Here is a 20,705-nt window from a genome sequence, read left to right as displayed (position 1 = left end):
AGCCTGAGTCAAACGAGGCTCTGTTCTCTTTAGATTTTCTTTACGAATCAGCTCTGAATTAGCCCCGATCAACTGATTAAAATAAGCTAAGAAACAACAAATTATTTTTTAATAAAAAACTAGGCGACAATACGATTGCCTTGACTTACTTTTGGACAATACAAGTATAGTTTTCAATTAGAGGATAACGATAGTCAATCATCATCTTCATCAGAGATGGTTGTGAGATCCCGATTAGTACTTTGTTTACCCTGACTCGTCAGAAATACAAATGTGCGATTGAGCCGTTTTACCCCACTTAGGGTAATCAAAGTCAGTAAGCCTCCCAACAATCCCATTTGCCACAAACCACAACCAATTGCAGCCCCCAAACCGGCCGCAGTCCAGACACAAGCGGCTGTAGTTAAACCTTTTACTTTTGGCGTTGCAGATTTTCTCGGAGACTCTTGTAAAATCAATCCGGCTCCGAGAAATCCAACCCCGGTAGCTACACCTTGAATTGTGCGACTCAGTGCATTGGTAGCAGCATAGGGACTCTCACCCTCAACCTGCAAAGGAATCATTACAAATAGTGCTGCTCCCATACTCACAAGCATAAATGTTCTCATCCCTGCTGGTCTACCTCCTTGCTGACGGTTAAATCCAATCAAGCAACCAACCAAGAGCGCCAAAGATAATCTAAACGCTATATGTGGCCAATCGTTGGCAGCAATAAACATCGGCCCCATTGCCTTATTTCTCCTAGAGATAGAACACAATTTTGCACCTATTGGCAGGGAGATTTTGTCGCTGAAAACTTAAGCACAGCAAATCAATAGGTTTTTAGTACATTAAATTTAATTTAACAAAAGGTTATGGATAAGTAAATAAGTATACACAAAGCCACTATTGCTGGATTCTTCCTAGAGACAGAAAGGGGAGAAATCAATTCAAAATTCAAAATTCAAAATTCAAACATTTCTCTGTTACCCTCTGCCTAATGCCAATACCCAACGCTAGTTTTTTGGACACTGCTTAATATACATTGGTTTGATAAAGATACCGGAGTTTTTTGTAAAACTTCTTGCTTGGTTCAGTAGAATATGTGATACTCTAAAAACTATAAATAAAGCACGGTAATTCTATCGAATTATCGTAGTTTAAAAGGACAGGACTCATGCAGCTACTATGGTTCATCCCAACCCACGGCGACGGACGTTACCTTGCAACTGCTACAGGCGGAAGGGCAGTAAGCTTTCCCTATCTGCGGCAGATTGCCCAAGCGGTGGATGACCTTGGTTATACAGGGGCATTGCTGCCTACAGGCCGCTCTTGCGAAGATGCTTGGATTGTAGCGTCAACCTTGGTATCACTGACGCGACAAATGCGTTTTTTAGTAGCGATTCGTCCCGGCTTGGTATCACCTGGAGTAGCGGCGCGAATGGCGGCGACTTTCGATCGCCTCTCTGGGGGACGCTTGCTGATTAATGTCGTGACCGGTGGCGATCCCGTAGAGTTAGCGGGAGATGGCTTGCATTTGGATCACGATCGCCGCTATGAATTAACAGATGAATTTTTGACAGTATGGCGGGCGATCGCTAGTGGCGAACAAGCCAATCTCCAAGGCGACTATCTTAATATCCAAGATGGGAAACTGCTGTTTCCACCTGTTCAAAAGCCATATCCGCCTTTGTGGTTTGGGGGTTCCTCTCCTGTGGCTCAAAAAATCGCTGCCAAGCACGTAGATGTTTATCTAACTTGGGGCGAACCACCGCCGCAAGTAGCCGAGAAGATTGCAGCAGTTCGCAGACTTGCAGAAATACAAGGCCGGACTTTGCGGTTTGGGATTCGTTTACATGTGATTGTGCGCGAAACTGAGAGTGAAGCTTGGGATGCAGCGAATGATTTGATTAAATATGTAGATGATGAAGCGATCGCAAAAGCCCAAAAAGCTTATGCCCGAATGGATTCAGTTGGACAACAACGAATGACTCAATTACACCACGGCGATCGTGAGGCATTAGAGATCAGCCCGAACCTGTGGGCGGGAGTCGGTTTAGTGCGGGGTGGTGCGGGAACAGCCTTAGTAGGAGATCCCCAAACTGTAGCCGCTAGGATATTGGAATATGCAGATTTAGGTATTGAATCCTTTATCCTTTCTGGTTATCCCCACCTAGAGGAAGCTTATCGAGTCGCAGAACTTCTGTTTCCCCATCTGCCCTTAGAGAATTTACCCGCAGTAGAGAAGCAACACGTCTTAAGTCCATTTGGTGAGATTGTGGCAAATGAAGATTTCCCTAAGCAGCAACATCAGGAGAAAGCCACATCCATATCCTAGTAAAGTTTAGGGTATTGGGCATTGGTTATTTCCCATTCCCCATTCCGATTAATGCATAGGAGTTTAATTGAATGACAAATATTTTAGCGATCGCAGGTAGTCCAACACATCCATCTAGAACCTATGGTGTTGTCGAATATACTGCCCAGCTTTTACAACAAGAAGGCTTGCATGTAGATATTATTTCAGTTCGGGATTTACCTGCTGAAGATTTAGTTTTTGGACGATACGACAGCCCTGCTTTAGAACAACCAAAAGCTTTATTAGCAAAGGCAGATGGTGTGATTATTGCCACCCCAATCTACAAAGCTGCTTACACAGGAGTGCTAAAAACATTTCTAGATTTGCTGCCACAAAAATCATTAACAGGTAAACCAGTGTTACCAATTGCTTTGGGTGGAACCATCGCTCATTTATTGGCAATTGAATATGCTCTAAAACCTGTGTTATCTGAATTAGGAGCGCGTCATATCCTCGCTACCATTTATGCAGTAGACAAACAAATTCAACGACAAGCCGATCACAGCGTCGTGTTAGATGAGGAAATTGACCAAAGACTCAAAGACGTTCTCAAAGAATTTGTGAAAGCTGTAGAATATGATGCCGCAGCGCCTCAAGAATTGGTTCATGCCAATTAAATAATTAAGTTTATACCTCCGTTTGCTTGTAGCAGAGGGGTAAAATTTACCCATCTGTTACTTTTTTTTAAAGTTAATCAGAGCCAGATAACTTTACTTTCAGAAATGGCACTTTTATTGCAATATTAAAATTATTTATAGATGACGCTCATATTTATCTGCCAACTTCTATAGTCTATTAAACTAACACCGCTATAATTTATTATTTTTTCTATAAAATATCTTGTATATATGCAAATTGTCTCCTAACTCTACCTATAGTAGATGAGTGAAATTTACTCATCTACTACTTTCTCTACTTAAATTTCAAACTTTATCAACAAATTGACAAAATTATAGGTTGGATAAGGCTAATACCTTAGAGGATGTTTGAAAAGTCCTCTTCTTGGTAGCAAAACTTCTAGCTCCCCCTAAATCCCCGATATAGCAAGGGACTGGGGACTGGTGACTGGGGATTGGGTGAAAAGTCTTGTTGTGTCTAAGTTTTATCATCTGTTAATATCCTAACCACGAAGGCTTGTGCTATAAATTGGGGGACTTTGAAAGGTTTTGCCCCCCTTTTTAAGGGGGGTTGGGGGGATCGATAAGTGCCTAAAATCACAGCCAACCACTCTTCAAACAACCTCCTACAGCAGTTTCATCTATTTGAATTCCACCTGTCGTAGGGGCGCAACCAGTCGTAGGAATCGCTTTCATATTAAAGCCACTGTATATTAATGGCAATGCGCTTTTTTGGTCAGGTTAGCCAGTAAATTAGAAGGAGGGCGTAAAAAAATAAACTCAATGAAAGCGATGTCTAACGACAAGCCGCAAGGCGTCTGCGCTTCTGAACTTGCATCTATCGTTGGTGAAGAAAATGCTATTTGCCTTTGGGAAAATATCGAATTCAGTCAGCAAAAACGTATCCAACAAGCTATAGCTTCTGGAAATTCACCCAGTTGTATTGTCTATCCCCGCAGCCAAGAACAGCTAGCCGCAGTTATGACCACGGCTCATGCAAATAACTGGCGCGTCCTTCCCTGTGGTAGTGGCAGTAAACTTAGCTGGGGTGGTTTAGCAAAAAGCATTGATGTTGTAGTTAGTACAGAACGCATCAACCAACTGATTGAACACGCTGTTGGCGATTTGACTGTCACAGTAGAAGCTGGGATGAAGTTCTCTGATTTGCAAGCACTTTTGGCAAAATCGCGGCAATTTCTCGCCCTTGACCCGACAGCACCAGAGTCAGCAACCATTGGCGGTATTGTTGCTACAGGTGATACAGGTTCTCTGCGGCAACGTTATGGCAGTGTACGCGACCAGTTACTAGGTATTACCTTTGTCCGTGCTGATGGAGAAATCGCCAAAGCTGGGGGAAGAGTAGTTAAAAATGTTGCCGGATATGACTTGATGAAGTTGCTTACCGGGTCTTATGGCACATTAGGCTTTATTAGTCAATTAACTTTTCGCCTGTATCCGCTAGCCGAGGCATCGGGGACGGTGGTACTAACTGGGAAAGCTGAGGCTGTATCTCAAGCGGCTAATATCCTTCGAGGTTCGGCGTTAACACCAGTTCAGGCTGATTTGCTATCAACTAAATTGGTGTCTAGTTTAGGATTGGGTGAAGGACTGGGATTAATTGCTCGGTTTCAAAGTATTAGTGAGAGTGTTAAGGAACAATCAAACCGAGTTTTGGAAGTTGGGCAAAAGTTAGGGTTAAATGGGGCAATTTTTACCGATGGTGATGAAGCTAATCTATGGCAGAGATTGCAAGAACGAATACATACTACTGCCACAGAATCGGTAATTAGCTGCAAAATAGGAGTGTTACCTACTGCTGCTGTGGAGATTTTGACTCAAGTGGAGTTGGGTTTAATTCATATTAGTAGTGGTTTAGGTTTGTTACAATTAGAGAGTAAAAATCAAGTTTTGAAAATCCGCGATCGCTTAGGCTTTGCTGGAAACAATCCCACTCAAGCAAGTAGTGGTTTTTTAACAATTCTGTCAGCACCAGTTGCGGTTAAAGAACAAATAGATGTTTGGGGTTATACGGGTAATGCTTTGCCGTTGATGCGCCGTATTAAGGAACAGTTTGATAGTAAGAATATTTTAAGTCCTGGTCGGTTTGTGGGTGGAATTTAAGAAACGAACCGCTAAGAGATTGTTTTAAAAGTGATTGGCTGTGATTTTAATTACATTGTTACCTCCCTTAGTCCCCCCTTATAAAGGGGGGAAACAAGAAAAATCCGGTTCCCTCCCCTTTATAAGGGGAGGGTTAGGGTGGGGTAAAAAATATTTAATACATCAATCGTGACTTTTCAAACATCCTCTAAGACACAGAGAATGCTTAGATAGAGAGGGGAAGAAGAGAATATATGCAAGTTTCAAAAAATTCTGTTAATAATACGGCTAGTTTAAAGAATTTGAAGGGCTTTGATGAGAGTCATCCACCCGATCCGAAGTTAATTGATAGTTGTGTACATTGTGGATTTTGTCTTTCGACTTGTCCTAGTTATCGGGTGCTGGGTAAGGAGATGGATTCTCCTAGAGGACGCGTCTATTTAATGGATGCAATTAATGAGGGTGAAATTGCTCTCAATACCGCAACAGTAGAACATTTTGATTCTTGTTTAGGATGTCTTGCTTGTGTGAGTACTTGTCCTTCTGGCGTGCAGTATGACAAGTTAATTTCTGCAACTCGTCATCAAGTTGAACGAAATTATCCCCGCAGTTTACCAGATCAATTTTTTCGCCAACTGATATTTACTCTGTTTCCTTATCCCAATCTTTTACGGGTTTTATTAGTTCCGTTGTTAGTTTATCAAAAGTTAGGATTTGCTAAGTTATTTCGGGCTACGGGTTTACTGAATAAAATATCGCCTCGTTTGGCAGCAATGGAATCAATTCTGCCAGAAATTACTCTCAAATCTTTTCAAGATAATTTGCCTACTGTGATTCCTGCTAAAGGTGAAAAGCGGTATCGAGTCGGGGTAATTTTGGGTTGCGTCCAACGGCTGTTTTTCTCCCCCGTAAATGAAGCGACAGTGCGCGTTTTAACAGCGAATGGTTGTGAAGTTGTGATTCCCAAATCTCAAGGTTGTTGTGCGGCGCTTCCCGAACACCAAGGACAAACAGAACAAGCGAAAGCTTTAGCAAGGCAGATGATTGATAGTTTTGCCAAGACTGATGTCGATTTTGTGATTATCAATGCTGCTGGTTGCGGTCATACTTTAAAAGAATACGGTCATATTTTAGAAGATGACCCAGAATATCGAGAAAAGGCCAAGGATTTTGCCGCTAAAGTTAAAGATGCTCAAGAATTTTTGGCAACTGTTGGCTTAACAGCGAAACTTTCACCGTTGACCGATAAACTATTGAATTTAGTTTATCAAGATGCTTGTCATTTATTGCACGGACAAAAGATTAGCGTCCAACCGCGTCAGATATTGCGACAAATTCCAGGGGTGAAGTTGAGAGAACCAATAGATGCAGCTTTGTGTTGTGGCAGTGCCGGAGTTTATAATATGCTGCAACCAGAAGTTTCTGAAGAATTGGGTCGGCAAAAAGTGCAGAATTTGTTGAATACTGGTGCTGAGTTAATTGCTTCTGCTAATCCGGGATGTACTTTGCAAATTACGAAGCATTTGCAGTTGCAGGGTAAGAAGATTTTAGTTATTCACCCGATGGAGTTGTTAGATTATTCGATTCGCGGTGAGAAGTTAAAATTGTAGATATTTCTTGTGGGGTGGACATCTTGTCATTGATTTTAAAGCAAAGAGCAAAAATGTAGCTTTTGCTCTACTCTTCGCTTGCCTACGGTGTATAGATAAGTCAAATTACCCCCCTTAATCCCCCCGATGTATTGGCTACGGTGTATACACAAGTGTTGGTGCAGTGTATCTATCCCGCCTCGGAATAAATTCCGAGTCTCATAACGAAAGTCCTCTAAAAGAGGACTAAACTAAATTTCTTGTTTAGTCCTCTTTTAGAGGACTTTTGCTTATCAGCCCGGAACTAAAGTTCCGGGCGGGATATTTGCTCAGTGTGGGACTTTCACTTGAACAGAAATATTGGGTGGGTAGTTTTCCGAAATAGCCGCTTTATCGTCTGTATAATCACTGAAATGGGCTAGAGCGTCAAGCTGATTTCGGGTGATTTGTGATGAAACTAGATTTAGTCAGATTTTTTCAAGCTTGCAACCCCAGTAAAACTCTGATTGTGAGCAAACCGGAGGATAGACAATATTATATTGATTTCTCTAAAGTGCGTGGTGCCAAAATTATTGAGGAACTTGGGCGAACTATTACCCGCCTTTCACCTGAAGAACCCACTTGTCAATTGTTTACCGGACATATCGGCTGTGGCAAATCCACTGAATTACTGCGGCTAAAGGCAGGTTAGAGCAGCAGGGATTTCATGTGGTTTATTTCGAGTCTAGCCAAAGCCTGGATATGGCTGATATTGATGTTACAGATATTTTATTAGCAGTTGCTCGTGAGGTTAGTCAAAGTCTAGAAGCAATCAAAATTAACCTCAAGCCTGGATACTTTCAAACTCTGTTTACTGAACTTGGTGAATTTTTGCAAACGCCGATAGAACTTGGGGGAGAGTTATCTGTAGGTATTGCCAAAATTACCGCCAAAACTAAAGATAGTCCCAAACTTCGCGGTCAGTTGCGACAATATTTAGAACCGCGCACCAACGGCATTTTAGAATCAATCAACAAAGAATTGCTCAAGCCTGCAAGAGAGAAACTTAAGCAGCAAGGTAAAAAAGGACTGGTGGTAATTATAGATAATCTCGACAGAGTAGATAATTCTTTGAAGCCTTCGGGTTATTATCAGCCAGAATATCTCTTTGTGGAACGGGGCGAACAGTTAAACCAGCTAAATTGTCATGTTGTTTATACCATTCCCTTAGTGTTGATTTTTTCCAACGCTTTAGGAAGGCTAACAAATCGCTTTGGCGTAGACCCCAAGGTTTTGCCGATGGTTCCTGTGAAATTAGAAGATGGTTTGCAATTCTCACAAGGAATCACGCTGCTGCAAGAGATGGTGATGGCGAGGGCTTTTCCTGGTGTTAGTTGGGAACAAAGCCGGAATTTAATTACCGAGGTTTTTGATAATTCTGATACTTTAGAGCGACTTTGCCGAGTTAGCGGCGGTCATTTGCGTAATTTGTTGATGTTATTGTTTCGCTGTCTTCAGCAAGAAGACCCGCCTTTGTCGCGGGAGTGCGTAGACAGGGTGATTAAACAACGCCGCAACGAGCTAACTTTGGCAATTACGCCTGATGAATGGGAAGTACTGCGTGAGGTGACGCAAAAGAAAAGCTTGAGAGGTCATGAAAGATACGAACTTTTGCTCCGCAGTATGTTTGTATTTGAATACCGAAATGAGGATGGTTCGTGGTTTGATGTCAATCCGATTTTGGCTGAAGCCAAGGAATTTAAGTTATAAATCGGCTGTAGGGGCTTAGAGTTGTACGCCCTTAGCTATCAGGTATTTTGTGAAATAGTATAAGGGACTTCCAAGTAAAAAAATATTCCATAGCAGAGGGACAAGGAAGACAAGGGGGACAAGGGGGACAAGGAAGAAAGAAGTCTAGTTGAGTAGACAAATTGGATAATTTATTTTTTGGAGTTCCCTAACGTTAGCTACATCGACAAGTGCAGGAGCTAGATCGACAAGTGCGGGAGCTAGATCAGCAAGTGCAGGAGCTAGATCAACAAATGCGGGAACCAGATCAGCAAGTGCGGGAGCTAGATCAACAAGTGCGGGAACCAGATCAGCAAGTGCGGGAGCTAGATCAACAAGTGCGGGAACCAGATCAGCAAGTGCGGGAACCAGATCAACAAGTGCGGGAGCCAGATCAGCAAGTGCGGGAGCTAGATCGACAAGTGCCGGAGCCGTGTCAGTTGTCATTTTCACAACTACAGCTTTTTACAACTAGCAAAAATCGTCCTTTCTGCTCCCTGCTCCCTGCCCCCTGCCCCCTACTCCCTGCCTCCTGCCTCCAAATCCATAATTTTATACTTTATGCAAAAGAAAACTGCTGTATGTTATGAGTAATCAGCAAGAACCGGAAAATTTAGCTTTTGACAATGAGGGTTCATTACAAACTTTAGTCAGAGCAATTACCTTTTCTCAGGGGCAGTTTTCGCTGATTATATTGCGATGTAACTATGCTGCTTTACGTCAGCGCATGGTAGAACGCCTGCGCCAATTATCTCCTGTACAGATTCACGAAATTACTTTACCTGCATCAGTCAAAACGCTTTACACAAATATACGCGAACAATTGGGAGATGAACAGCCACCTGCATTGATGGTTTTTGGTTTGGAGTCAGTTAAAAATATTGATACAGTTCTGACTTCAGCGAACCAAGTACGGGAGGAGTTTAGAAAAAACTTCCCGTTTCCGATATTGTTGTGGGTTAATGATTCAGTTCTGCAAAAATTTATTCGATTAGCAACTGATTTAGAAAATTGGGCAACTATCATTGAGTTTGAAAACCCTACGGATGAATTAGTCAATTTGCTTCAGCAAAAAACTGATGAAATCTTTGCTGGTAATGTAACGCCCAATGCCCAAATGTGCCGGGAATTAGAAACTGCCCGTGAAGATTTGCAAAATCGAGGAGAAGTATTAGAAGCAGCACTTAAAGCAAGTTTAGAGTTTTTGTTGGGCTTGAATGATTATCTACATGACCAGATAGATTCTGCTTTAGCACATTATCAACAAAGCTTGGAGTTCTGGCGACAAAGTAATTCTTTAGAGCGACAAGGTATATTACTTGTTAATATTGCTTTAGCTTATAACCGCCAAGCCGAAAAAAATCAGACAGAAAATCAACGCTATTGGCAAGAGTCGAGAAATTACCTTGAGCAAGCGATTGAAATTTTTGAACAAGCACAACGTTCTGATTTAGTTGCAAAACATATTACTAAACTGGGTGGAGTGCTACGACGTTTACAAGCATGGTCAGAGTTGCAAAGCCTTGTAGAAAAATCTCTGCCGCTACATCAAAATTATGGCACGCCGTTGCAGTTGGCTCAAGATTATGGCTTTTTGGCAGAAGTAGCTTTAGAGCAGTTACGCTGGGATGAAGCTCATCAACTTGCAGGGCAAGCATTGCAAATCTTAGCTAATATCCCTAATCTTCAATCAGATCAATTTGGATTGTATCGGTTTATTTTAGCAAAATCTCAACAGGGTTTAGGTCAATATCAAGTAGCAATTAATAGTTTAAAAACTGCAAAAACTGAAATTAATCATCAGTATAATCCACAATTATATATATCTATATTAGAAAGATTGCGTTTACTCTACTTTGAGCAAGGTGAATATCTCAAAGCGTTTTATATTAAGCAAGAGCAGTTACAAATTGAACAACAGTATGGTTTCCGCGCTTTTGTTGGTGCATCTTATCTTAATCCGCAGCGACAGGCAATTAGTTCTGCATTGCAAGTAGAAAATTCTGAAACAATAGCTGAAGAAATTGCTGCTTCTGGTCGGGGACAAGATGTGAAGCGGTTGCGAGAAAGAATTGGTGGGACTGAGCATAAATTGACTGTAATTCATGGTCAGTCAGGAGTGGGGAAAAGTTCAATTTTGCAGGGTGGATTAATACCAGCGTTGCAACAGCAAGCAATTGGTGAGCGAGATGCTTTACCTGTTTTGTTGCGAGTTTATACAGATTGGGTGGGGATGTTGGGGCAGAGTTTGGCTAAGGCTTTTGAGGAAGTCAGAGGAAATCAATTATCTGTTAATCTTGATTCTTCAGCAGCTATTTTAGAACAATTACGAAGAAATGCTGACCGGAATTTATTGACGGTTTTAATGTTTGACCAGTTTGAGGAGTTTTTCTTTGTTTATCCAGACCAAGGTCAACGACGAACATTTTATGAGTTTTTACGAGTTTGTCTAGATATTCCTTTTGTCAAAGTAATTCTGTCTTTGCGGGAAGATTATTTACATTATTTATTAGAATTAGACCGTCTGTTTAATTTAACTGCAATTAATAATAACATTCTCGATAAAAATATTCGCTATTACTTGGGTAACTTTTCGCCAGCCGAGGCGATGGCTGTGGTGCAGAGTTTAACAGAACGCTCTCAATTTTATCTTGAGCCTGCGCTCATCGATCAATTAGTGCAGGATTTAGCAGGTGAATTGGGGGAAGTACGCCCGATTGAGTTGCAAATTGTGGGGACGCAATGGGCACAAGAGGTTGGCACTCAGTTCTGGTTTATCTGTAGTTTTATTAGTAGTGGCAGGTATAGGCTCTGGTTACGCAGGTTTTAAAGCGCAGCAGGCGGAAATAGCACAAAAAGAAGCACAACAAGGAACACAGCTAGAACGGGCAGGTGTTAATGCCTTAAGACAGTTTGAGTATACGCAGTTAGAATCGCTGGTGTCAGCAGTGCAGACTGGTAAAGAGTTAAAAAGTCTGGTAAAAGATGGTCGCCCTTTAGAAAAATATCCAGCTATCAGCCCTATTTTTGCTTTGGATAGTATTCTCAATAAAATTAAAGAACGTAACCAGTTGCAAGGGCATCAAAGCAGTGTCAGTAGTGTGAGTTTCAGCCCGGACGGCAAAACCATCGCCACGGCATCCGATGACAAGACAGCGCGGTTGTGGAACCTGCAAGGGAAACTGCTGCAAGAATTCAAAGGGCATCAAAGCAGTGTCTTAAGTGTGAGTTTCAGCCCGGACGGCAAAACCATCGCCACGGCATCCGATGACAAGACAGCGCGGTTGTGGAACCTGCAAGGGCAACTGCTGCAAGAATTCAAAGGGCATCAAAGCAGTGTCAGTAGTGTGAGTTTCAGCCCGGACGGCAAAACCATCGCCACGGCATCAGATGACAAGACAGCGCGGTTGTGGAACCTGCAAGGGCAACTCCTCCAAGAATTCAAAGGGCATCAAAGTAGTGTCAGTAGTGTGAGTTTCAGCCCAAACGGCAAAACCATCGCCACGGCATCTTATGACAAGACAGCGCGGTTGTGGAACCTGCAAGGGAAACTGCTGCAAGAATTCAAAGGGCATCAAAGCAGTGTCTTAAGTGTGAGTTTCAGCCCGGACGGCAAAACCATCGCCACGGCATCCGATGACAAGACAGCGCGGTTGTGGAACCTGCAAGGGCAACTGCTGCAAGAATTCAAAGGGCATCAAAGCAGTGTCTTAAGTGTGAGTTTCAGCCCGGACGGCAAAACCATCGCCACGGCATCAGATGACAAGACAGCGCGGTTGTGGAACCTGCAAGGGCAACTCCTCCAAGAATTCAAAGGGCATCAAAGTAGTGTCAGTAGTGTGAGTTTCAGCCCAAACGGCAAAACCATCGCCACGGCATCAGATGACAAGACAGCGCGGTTCTGGAACCTGCAAGGGCAACTGCTGCAAGAATTCAAAGGGCATCAAAGCAGTGTCAGTAGTGTGAGTTTCAGCCCAAACGGCAAAACCATCGCCACAGCATCTTATGACAAGACAGCGCGGTTGTGGAACCTGCAAGGGCAAGTGCTGCAAGAATTCAAAGGGCATCAAAGCAGTGTCAGTAGTGTGAGTTTCAGCCCGGACGGCAAAACCATCGCCACGGCATCAGATGACAAGACAGCGCGGTTGTGGAACCTGCAAGGGCAAGTGCTGCAAGAATTCAAAGGGCATCAAAGCAGTGTCAGTAGTGTGAGTTTCAGCCCAAACGGCAAAACCATCGCCACGGCATTATCTGACAACACAGCGCGGTTGTGGCCTGTGGAGAATTTAGACCAATTGTTGGTGCGGGGTTGCAATTGGCTGCATGATTATTTGCAGAACAACCCGAATTTGGGTGAGAGCGACAAGCATCTGTGCGATGATATCAAGTAAAACCCAAGTGAAAAATTATGCATCGCCGGATTAATATCAGCTAGCCAGATAAAAGGTCATTGCGAGTGCAACGATCGCAAAGCATCTCGTTCGCTCTTAGCGTCTCGTAGAGAAGAGAAGCAATCACAAGCTCGATCCGGTAGCAATGCGATCGCCTGAAAACAGATTTTCATTGTAGGATAGGCAATCGCCTCTATCTATTCGATGTAGCTCAAGCAATATTTTGCGATCGCTCTCTCATATTGAATCAAAGCCATTTTAACCAAAGCGCGATGGCACTACTTGTACTTGTCCATCAGGCGATCGCTTCTTTAATTCTTCTGCTTTTATAGCCCAATACAGTTGGGTTAAGGGTAATTGGTACAAAATATTGGGTTTTGAGACGCGATAAATCGCCGTCTCTACAAGTGTTTTGGTCTGTGATCGGGGTTTACTTGCAGTCTCATCTATTCCCAAAGCCTAGATGCGATCGCCTGCATCAGCCATTTTGCACCATCCAAACCAGTTTGCCCAAAATTTGCTCAACTGGTGGCAGTGGATAATCGGTCAGGTCAATCGTCACAGTTTGCTTTTCTAGTTTCAGAAACCGCCAAACTGTACCACTCGTTACCGTTCCGTAGATGGTTGAAATCGGCTGCTGCTTCTGTTGATTAAAGCGTTGAGCTGCCACCATCTCGGCTAAACATTGTCCCAGTGCTGGTTTAAGGTCTTCTTTCTTCGCTTCCACTAAAACCACCGCCGGAGCCTTAATAAACAACTGCTCTGGAGAGCGACTAATGAGAAAATCGACATAACCCGTCAAATCAATTTCTGGCTGCACGCTGAACTCTTCACCCGAAAAGACACTAATTTGTCCTTTGAACTGACGTTTGACTTCTAACAAAACTGGATTGATAATACCTTCAGAACGCGCTTTTTCAGTACTGACTGCGATCGCCCAAGGCAGCGTTTCTTTCAGTGTATCTTTGAGTAAAGAACTTGGATTGACTGGGGAAATTTCAGGCAGAAAGCGATCGCCTTCAATGATAGTGAGTTGAAAATCCTCTACAGCTTTACTGAGGGTAAATTTACTATAAGGCATCAGGATTTTCCCTACTATTTTCTTATTTGAAGAAGAATACAGAATACAGAATTCAGAATTCAGAAGCAAGATGCTTTCAATCCCAAACCCGTTGCAAATTCAAGACAAAACCCGGTAAAACTTCTTCACCCGACAATTGGGCAGGATTTTCCAACACTTCCACATTCTTACCCAGTCGATAAATTTCCACCCGTCGCTGCTGTGGGTCGATTAACCAACCAAGTTTCGCGCCATTGTCGATATACTCCCTCAATTTATCTTGCAGGGACTTGAGGGTATCCGAACTAGAGCGTAACTCAACCACAAAATCGGGGCAGATATTCGCAAATGTTCCTTTTTGTGCTGAAGTAAGTGCCTGCCAACGTTCTCCACTCACCCAAGAGGCATCGGGCGAGCGAGTTGCACCATTGGGTAAAATGAAGCCTGTAGAAGAGTCAAAGGCTTGACCAGGTTCGCCCGCATTACGCCACCACAAATACAATTCGCCAGAAATACTGCAATTACGTTTTCCAGTTTCCCAGCCTGTTGGTGGGTTCGCTATTAATTCTCCTTGTGCGGTTCTTTCTAGTCTCAAGTCTCGGTTGGCTGCGGCTAAAGCAGCAAACTGTTCTTGGGTAACATACAGCCCAATGGACTTAGGCAACTCAATCAATAGGGTTTCGGTTTCTGGAGTGGCGGGTGTTTGTACCATCTTGACCTCAAGGATTCGTTTGGGAGGCAGGAGGCAGGGGGCCTACGGTGTATACACAAGTTATCGAATCACTACCAGTCCTTTGTTTACCCCACCCTAACCCTCCCCTTGTAAAGGGGAGGGAACTAGATTTTCCGGTTTCCACCCTTGACAAGGGGGGATTAAGGGGGGTAATTCGACTTGTGTATAAACGGTAGGCAGGAGGCAGGAGGCAGGAGTTAGAAAGAAACTTTATGTTTGATGAATCAGTCCTGCTTGTAACTCACTTACTTGCAATCTGCTGTAATTATAAGCGATCGCCATCTCAACTCTTACCCCTTTCTCCTCTTATGGGATGATGAAGTAAACTATTTGCCATGCCATCATCAGCAATAAAACAAAATGTCAGTTGAGGTTTTTCATGGCATTAGAAGCGGTAATTTTAGATATTGATGGCACGCTGGTTATCAGTAATGATGTTCATGCAAATTCCTGGATAGAGGCATTTGCAGCTTATGACTTGGAAGTGCCATTTGAAAAAGTTAGACCACTCATGGGTATGGGTGGAGATCAACTGATTCCTAAAGTAGTGCCAGAATTAAATGGTGAAGAAGGAACTGGCAAAGCGATCGCTCAACTACGCAAAAAACTATTATTTGACAAATATATACCGCAAATCACTGCTGCTGCTGGTAGCAGAAACTTAATATTAAAGATGCAAAAATCGGGATTGCATCTGGTTGTCGCTAGTTCAGCAAGTTCTGAAGAACTTGAAATCATGCTCAAAATTGCCCAAGTAGATGATTTGCTCACGGAAGTAACTACATCCGATGATGCTGAAGCATCTAAACCTGCTCCTGACATTGTAGAAGCTGCCTTGAAAAAAGGGCAAATAACACCAGATAAAGTAGTGATGCTAGGAGATTCTCCCTATGATATTGAGTCTGCCGGCAAAGCAGGGGTAGGTGTAATTGCTTTGCGTTGCGGTGGCTTTAGTGACGAACAACTATCGCAAGCGATCGCAATTTACAACGATCCTGAAGATTTACTACAGCACTATGACTCTTCTATTCTGGGTGCAAATGCTTAAATCTTAAAAGAAGGAAGAAGGGTAGGCGATCGCACTCGATTCATTAACAAAGCTGTGCAATATTATACTACTCAAAAAGCCTTAGTCAATCTTGGAGAACAGTTAAAAGAAAAAGCCATCCAACGGGCGGGACTTGATTTGAAGTTGTTGAAGTTTTGAGGCGATATCTGGTGAAAAGCTACTTTGCATCTGTGCTTCCTACTTTTCTAGAAGACGCGATTAATCGCGTCTCTAACCTTTGGCTCAGACCTTAGTGTAATTATTGATGACCTTGGCTAAATCTGGCACTGCTTCTTCTACGTGCTTTTTGGCGGAACCGCGAAGTTTTTCATAGGTTCCTCGCACAATTTGGCGGGTTGAGTTCTTGACTCTCGCATCGGTAACACTCAGTAGCGCGTCTGCTGTATCAGAGCGATTCGCACTCAAATATTCAACTGGATCGCCTTTCTCTACGCCTCTACTCCAGATGGGATCGAGAGCTGTAAAGCATTGCGGTAATATCTGCTCAACGACATAGGGAATATATCCTGGCTTAATTCCTTTCAAAGCAGCAAAGGCAGTTTTCAAAGCGATGCCGCTCATACCTGACTTGGATGCAAGCTGTCCTTCAATCATGTTGCAACAATCATCTACGACCATAGCCTTTTTGGTCGGGTTCAAAAGTCCGTCGCTAAGTCCCATTTCACTCTTCCTTATCTAAGTACTTAATTCTATTCGGCTAATTTTTTAGCAAGCAGGAAATTACAGAAAATGGTATCAGAGTTAGAGGATGTTGTGGATAAGCTGATACGCTTTTAAACTGCATAGTTGAGAAGAGGCAAGGGGGCATTGGGCATTGGGCATTGGGCATTGGGCATTGGGCATTGGGCATGGGGCATGGGGCATTGGGCATGGGGCATTGGGCATGGGGCATTGGGCATGGGGAAAAGGGGAAAGATTAAATTTATTCCTTTTCCCTTTAACGTTTAACCTTTTTCCCTGCTCCAACTCATTACTCATTACTCATTACTCCCCTGCCCCCTGCCCCCTGCCCCCTGCCTCTTAGCAGACTTAAGAGCTTATCCCATCCTCCTGAGACCTAAATTGCGTTTCTGGCTGACTTGAGCCAGCAGGTAGAGCTTCATGTCTAGTTCCCGAAGCTCCATTTGGTGAATCTGGAGGATTTGAACCTCCTCGCTTCCGAGGTAATATAGCCTGAGCCAAGCTCTTAACCAAAATATAGAGAATTGGTACTAAGAACAAACTCAAGAATGTCGAAAGCATCAGCCCCCCAAACAGTGCTGTTCCTAAAGACCAACGGCTGCTGGCTCCAGCCCCTTGAGAAATCACTAGGGGCAAAAATCCTAAGAGTGCGGCAAAGGATGTCATTAAGATCGGTCGCAAACGTTCTTGTCCCGCTTTCACCGCCGCCCTTGTATAGCTCATGCCCTGCTCGTGCAGCTGATTGGCAAATTCTACGACTAAAATCGCGTTTTTCGCAGCTAGACCAATCAAAGTCACCAAACCTACCTGGCAATAGATATCATCCACGACCTTTGGGAAGAGGCTACCTACCATGAAAATATTGGAACGCAGCCAAATCGCTGTCATTGCTCCCAAAACTGCCAAAGGAACTGTCAGCAAAATGATAATTGGGTCAACGTAGCTTTCATACTGAGCTGCCAGCACCAGAAAGACAATAACGATCGCTAAGGCAAAAATCAAGCCTGTAGCTCCCCCTGATGTCTTTTCTTGGAGATAAGTGCCTGTCCACTCATAACCAAACCCTTGAGGTAAGTTTTCTGCTGCTAGTTGCTCCATTGCTTTAATCGCCTGTCCAGAACTAGCACCGGGAGCCGGAGCGCCCTGTACTTTGATTGACCTGTACAAGTTGTAATGGGCGATGGTTTTCGGCCCCACAAAGGGAGTAATTTTCACCAAACTGCTCAATGGAATCATTGCCCCATTAGCAGAGCGAACATACAGCTTGCCAATATCCTCTGGATTAGAACGGAACACTCCATCTGCTTGGACATATACCCGATACTGTCGCTGTCCCTGCACAAAGTTATTCACATATTGCGACCCTAGATAAGTTTGCAATGCCCCAAAGACATCGTTAATTTCAACATTGAGAGCTTTGGCTTGGTTGCGGTTTACCTGAATGTCATATTGGGGAGTATCTGCGGTGAACTGAGTGAAGACTCCTTGGAGAACAGGGCTTTTACGTGCTGCCCCAATCAATTTTTGAGCAGCATCAATTAGGTTTTCAATCGGCGCACTGCCGGTTTTGTCTTGAACGATAAACTCAAAACCACCCGTAGTACTTAATCCTCTCACTGGAGGAGCATTGACTGCGATCGCTCTGGCTTCTGTAATTGTAGAGAGCTTGGCGTTCAGTCTTTGAAGTATGCCATAAACAGATTGAGATTGTTCAGTTCTCTCTTTCCAGGGTTTCAGGTTAGCAAAGGCAATGCCTAAATTAGAAGCATTACCGTCGAAACCAAAACCACTGATCATAAAACTAGCTCTAACTTCGGGAGCCGATGTGACTTCTTTGACTACCTTGTTCATCACAGATTCGGTATATTTCAAAGAAACCCCGTCAGGCCCTTGGACAATGACAAAGAAGTAACCTTGATCTTCCTCTGGAATAAATCCGGTAGGTACTGCTCTGTACATCAAAACCGTTGCTAATAAACCAGTGAGAAAAACGCCAATTACAACCGGCTTGATATGGGTAAGGTAGCTAATAAACCTGACATATCGCCGCGTGAACCAAGCAAATCCTCGATTAAATTGGGTAAAAAACCAGCCTAAAGGGCCGCGTGGAGTCTGAGCAGGGCGCATCAGGATGGCTGCCATACTCGGAGAGAAGGTTAAGGCATTGAAGGTGGAAATGCCAATGGAGCAAGCAACGGTTAAGGCAAATTGTTTGTAAACAATCCCAGTAGTGCCAGGAATGAAGGCAACTGGAATAAATACCGCCATGAGTACAAGTGAAGTGGCAATAATTGCCCCAGTTAACTCCTTCATGGCTTCCACAGCCGCTTCAAAGGGTCTCATACCCTGCTCTAGTTTGACTGCAACTGCCTCCACCACAATAATGGCATCATCCACAACGATCCCGATCGCGAGAACAAAACCAAATAAGGTGAGTGTATTAATTTGAAATCCTAAAACCAACAGAGCCGCACACGTCCCAATCAAGGAAACGGGAATCGCCACAGTCGGAATGATCGTGGTACGCCAGTCTTGTAAAAAGACAAAAATTACCAAGACCACTAGGACAATTGCTTCAACTAGAGTGTGCAGAACTTCTTCTAAAGAAATTTCTACAAACGGAGTGGTATCAAATGCCAACTGGGCTTTGAGTCCAGGTGGAAAATTTTTCTCTAATATTTTGATCTGTTCTTCAACAGCATGAGCAACGTTCAAGGCATTACTACCGGGAAGTTGATATATCCCCAAACCCACGGCTGCCTTGGGATCATTTCCGGGAATAGTGAATTTGGCATCAGCCAGATAGTTCTCTGCTCCTAGTTCAACTCGACCGACATCTCTGACTTTAACTAGAATGCTATTAGTAGTGCTATTACTAGTGCTATTAGTAGTGTTATTACTGGTGCTACTAGTAGTACTGCCTGGAGTAACTTTCAGCACCATATCCTCAAATTCAGCCGCATCTTTAAATCGACTGGTTGCCCGTAAAGCAAATTCAAAGCTTTGATTATCTGGTGCTGGTTCCTTACCAATCGCCCCTGCACCCACTTGAATATTTTGTTGTTGCAGGGCAGTTGTTACATCTTGGGGAGTTAGTTGATGTTGGGCAAGCTTGTTGGGATCGAGCCAGAGACGCATCGCATATTTGCGTTCTCCAAAAACCCTGGCACTTCCTACACCAGGAAGCCGTTTGATCTGATCGAAAATATACAGATCGACATAGTTACTGATAAAAATGTTGTCATACTCATTATTTTCTGAGTAAAACCCATAGACCAGCAATAAACTGCTCGATGCTGTTTCAACAGTCACACCTGTTCGTTGAACGGTATCAGGCAATTGAGGTGAAGCCAGTGCTTCTTTATTTTGAACGTTTACTTGAGCAATATCGCTATTGACATTAGTGGGAAAGGAGACAGTTATATTGCTCGAACCATCATTACCCGTATTAGAAGAGATATAAGATACATCTTTAACACCATTAATTTGTCGCTCAATAATGTTGGTGACAGTATTTTCTGTTGTTTGAGCATCCGCACCAATATTGTTGGAGCTAACAGTAATTTGTACTGGGGCAAGGTCTGGTAGCTGAGAAATGGGAAGAATCGGTATACAGATGCTTCCCAGCAGCAAGATAATGAACGTGCAGACCGTCGTCAGCACTGGCCGCCTGATGAAGGTATTGACAAACATAAATCAAGCAATAATGAAATTGTTTCAGACTGGTTAGGAACGTAGTAGCTTTTTATTAATATAAGGATTTATTAAGGCTTAATGTTAGATATTTTCTTTTTCCTATACTTCAGTATAGGTATGCATACATTTATGCTAGTAACTCACACAAGTCTAAAATAGCTGATTAACTGAGGTTTTAGCGTTAGTTTTACCCCACCCTAATCCTCCTTTCTGGGGCAGGTTTTTTTGATTAGACAAATAATTAGACAAATTTTTGGGATTTGAAAATCAAAATCATTGTCTGAGAACTTAAAACTACGTTCAATAATTGAGAACATTCTCAACTATTTATCGAAAGCCTAAAAACCTGCCCTTATAAAGGGGCTACGGTGTACACACATCTCTAAAAATCCTACCCCACCCAATATTTCTGTTCAAGTGAAAGTCCTAGACTGAGCAAATATCCCGCCCAGAACTAAAGTTCCGGGCTGATAGCTAAAGTCCTCTAAAAGAGGACTAAACTAAATTTCTTGTTTAGTCCTCTAAAAGAGGACTTTCGTTATGAGACTCGGAATTTATTCCGAGGCGGGATAGATACACTGTGCACCAACACTTGTGTGTACACCGTAGCCTTTATAAGGCTTGTCATTACCAACATCTTTTAAAGTGAGGTAGGGATGTAATA

11 protein-coding genes and 2 pseudogenes are annotated in these 20,705 nt (G+C 43.1%); 8 read left to right on the top strand and 5 right to left on the bottom strand.

What is annotated here, in order from left to right:
* Nucleotides 1-194: 194 nt before the first annotated feature.
* Nucleotides 195-728: an MgtC/SapB family protein gene (locus RM368_RS34510; RefSeq protein WP_322698229.1), complete on the bottom strand. Its 534-nt coding sequence runs from the start codon at nt 726-728 to the stop codon at nt 195-197.
* 428 nt (nt 729-1,156) lie between these two features.
* Between RM368_RS34510 and ssuD the strand changes: the two genes are divergently transcribed.
* The 7 genes and pseudogenes from ssuD to RM368_RS38935 all read left to right on the top strand — a co-directional run bounded on the left by ssuD (nt 1,157) and on the right by RM368_RS38935 (nt 12,802).
* Nucleotides 1,157-2,317, top strand: coding sequence for an FMNH2-dependent alkanesulfonate monooxygenase (gene ssuD / locus RM368_RS34505; protein ID WP_322698228.1), 1,161 nt, complete (start codon nt 1,157-1,159; stop codon nt 2,315-2,317).
* 71 nt (nt 2,318-2,388) lie between these two features.
* Nucleotides 2,389-2,955 carry an NADPH-dependent FMN reductase gene (gene ssuE / locus RM368_RS34500; protein WP_322698227.1) on the top strand — a complete coding sequence of 189 codons (567 nt, stop codon included), beginning with the start codon at nt 2,389-2,391 and terminating at the stop codon, nt 2,953-2,955.
* 783 nt (nt 2,956-3,738) lie between these two features.
* Nucleotides 3,739-5,076 (top strand): FAD-binding oxidoreductase, encoded by a 1,338-nt coding sequence (locus tag RM368_RS34495; RefSeq protein WP_322698226.1) that lies wholly within the window; start codon nt 3,739-3,741, stop codon nt 5,074-5,076.
* Between the two features lie 233 nt (nt 5,077-5,309).
* Nucleotides 5,310-6,665 carry a (Fe-S)-binding protein gene (locus RM368_RS34490; protein WP_322698225.1) on the top strand — a complete coding sequence of 452 codons (1,356 nt, stop codon included), beginning with the start codon at nt 5,310-5,312 and terminating at the stop codon, nt 6,663-6,665.
* A 430-nt stretch (nt 6,666-7,095) separates the two neighbouring features.
* Nucleotides 7,096-8,393: pseudogene (locus tag RM368_RS34485) on the top strand (P-loop NTPase fold protein).
* A gap of 209 nt (nt 8,394-8,602) precedes the next feature.
* A complete protein-coding gene (locus tag RM368_RS34480; protein WP_322698224.1) occupies nt 8,603-9,001 on the top strand; it encodes a hypothetical protein in 399 nt (132 codons plus the stop codon).
* Nucleotides 8,998-12,802 (top strand): annotated as a pseudogene (locus RM368_RS38935) (eIF2A-related protein). Before RM368_RS34480 ends, RM368_RS38935 begins: the two are co-directional and overlap by 4 nt.
* Before the next feature lie 478 nt (nt 12,803-13,280).
* On the opposite strand, the gene RM368_RS34465 reads toward RM368_RS38935, so the two are convergent.
* Together RM368_RS34465 and RM368_RS34460 are read right to left on the bottom strand one after the other, a co-directional pair.
* Nucleotides 13,281-13,883 (bottom strand): hypothetical protein, encoded by a 603-nt coding sequence (locus tag RM368_RS34465; protein WP_322698221.1) that lies wholly within the window; start codon nt 13,881-13,883, stop codon nt 13,281-13,283.
* Between the two features lie 76 nt (nt 13,884-13,959).
* Entirely contained in the window at nt 13,960-14,574 is a 615-nt protein-coding gene (locus RM368_RS34460; RefSeq protein ID WP_322698220.1) for a Uma2 family endonuclease, read from the bottom strand.
* A 400-nt stretch (nt 14,575-14,974) separates the two neighbouring features.
* Between RM368_RS34460 and RM368_RS34455 the strand changes: the two genes are divergently transcribed.
* Nucleotides 14,975-15,643 (top strand): HAD family hydrolase, encoded by a 669-nt coding sequence (locus RM368_RS34455; RefSeq protein ID WP_322698219.1) that lies wholly within the window; start codon nt 14,975-14,977, stop codon nt 15,641-15,643.
* A gap of 243 nt (nt 15,644-15,886) precedes the next feature.
* On the opposite strand, the gene RM368_RS34450 is transcribed toward RM368_RS34455, so the two are convergent.
* Nucleotides 15,887-16,324: a DUF6918 family protein gene (locus RM368_RS34450; RefSeq protein WP_322698218.1), complete on the bottom strand. Its 438-nt coding sequence runs from the start codon at nt 16,322-16,324 to the stop codon at nt 15,887-15,889.
* A 369-nt stretch (nt 16,325-16,693) separates the two neighbouring features.
* The gene (locus tag RM368_RS34445) at nt 16,694-20,038 is read right to left on the bottom strand and encodes an efflux RND transporter permease subunit (RefSeq protein ID WP_322698217.1); all 3,345 of its coding nucleotides are present in this window, start codon (nt 20,036-20,038) and stop codon (nt 16,694-16,696) included.
* Nucleotides 20,039-20,705 lie beyond the last annotated feature (667 nt).

Origin of the sequence: Nostoc sp. DedSLP03, assembly GCF_034530815.1 — a bacterium.
Lineage (GTDB): Bacteria > Cyanobacteriota > Cyanobacteriia > Cyanobacteriales > Nostocaceae > Nostoc.
This window is presented reverse-complemented; position numbering and strand designations above follow the sequence as displayed.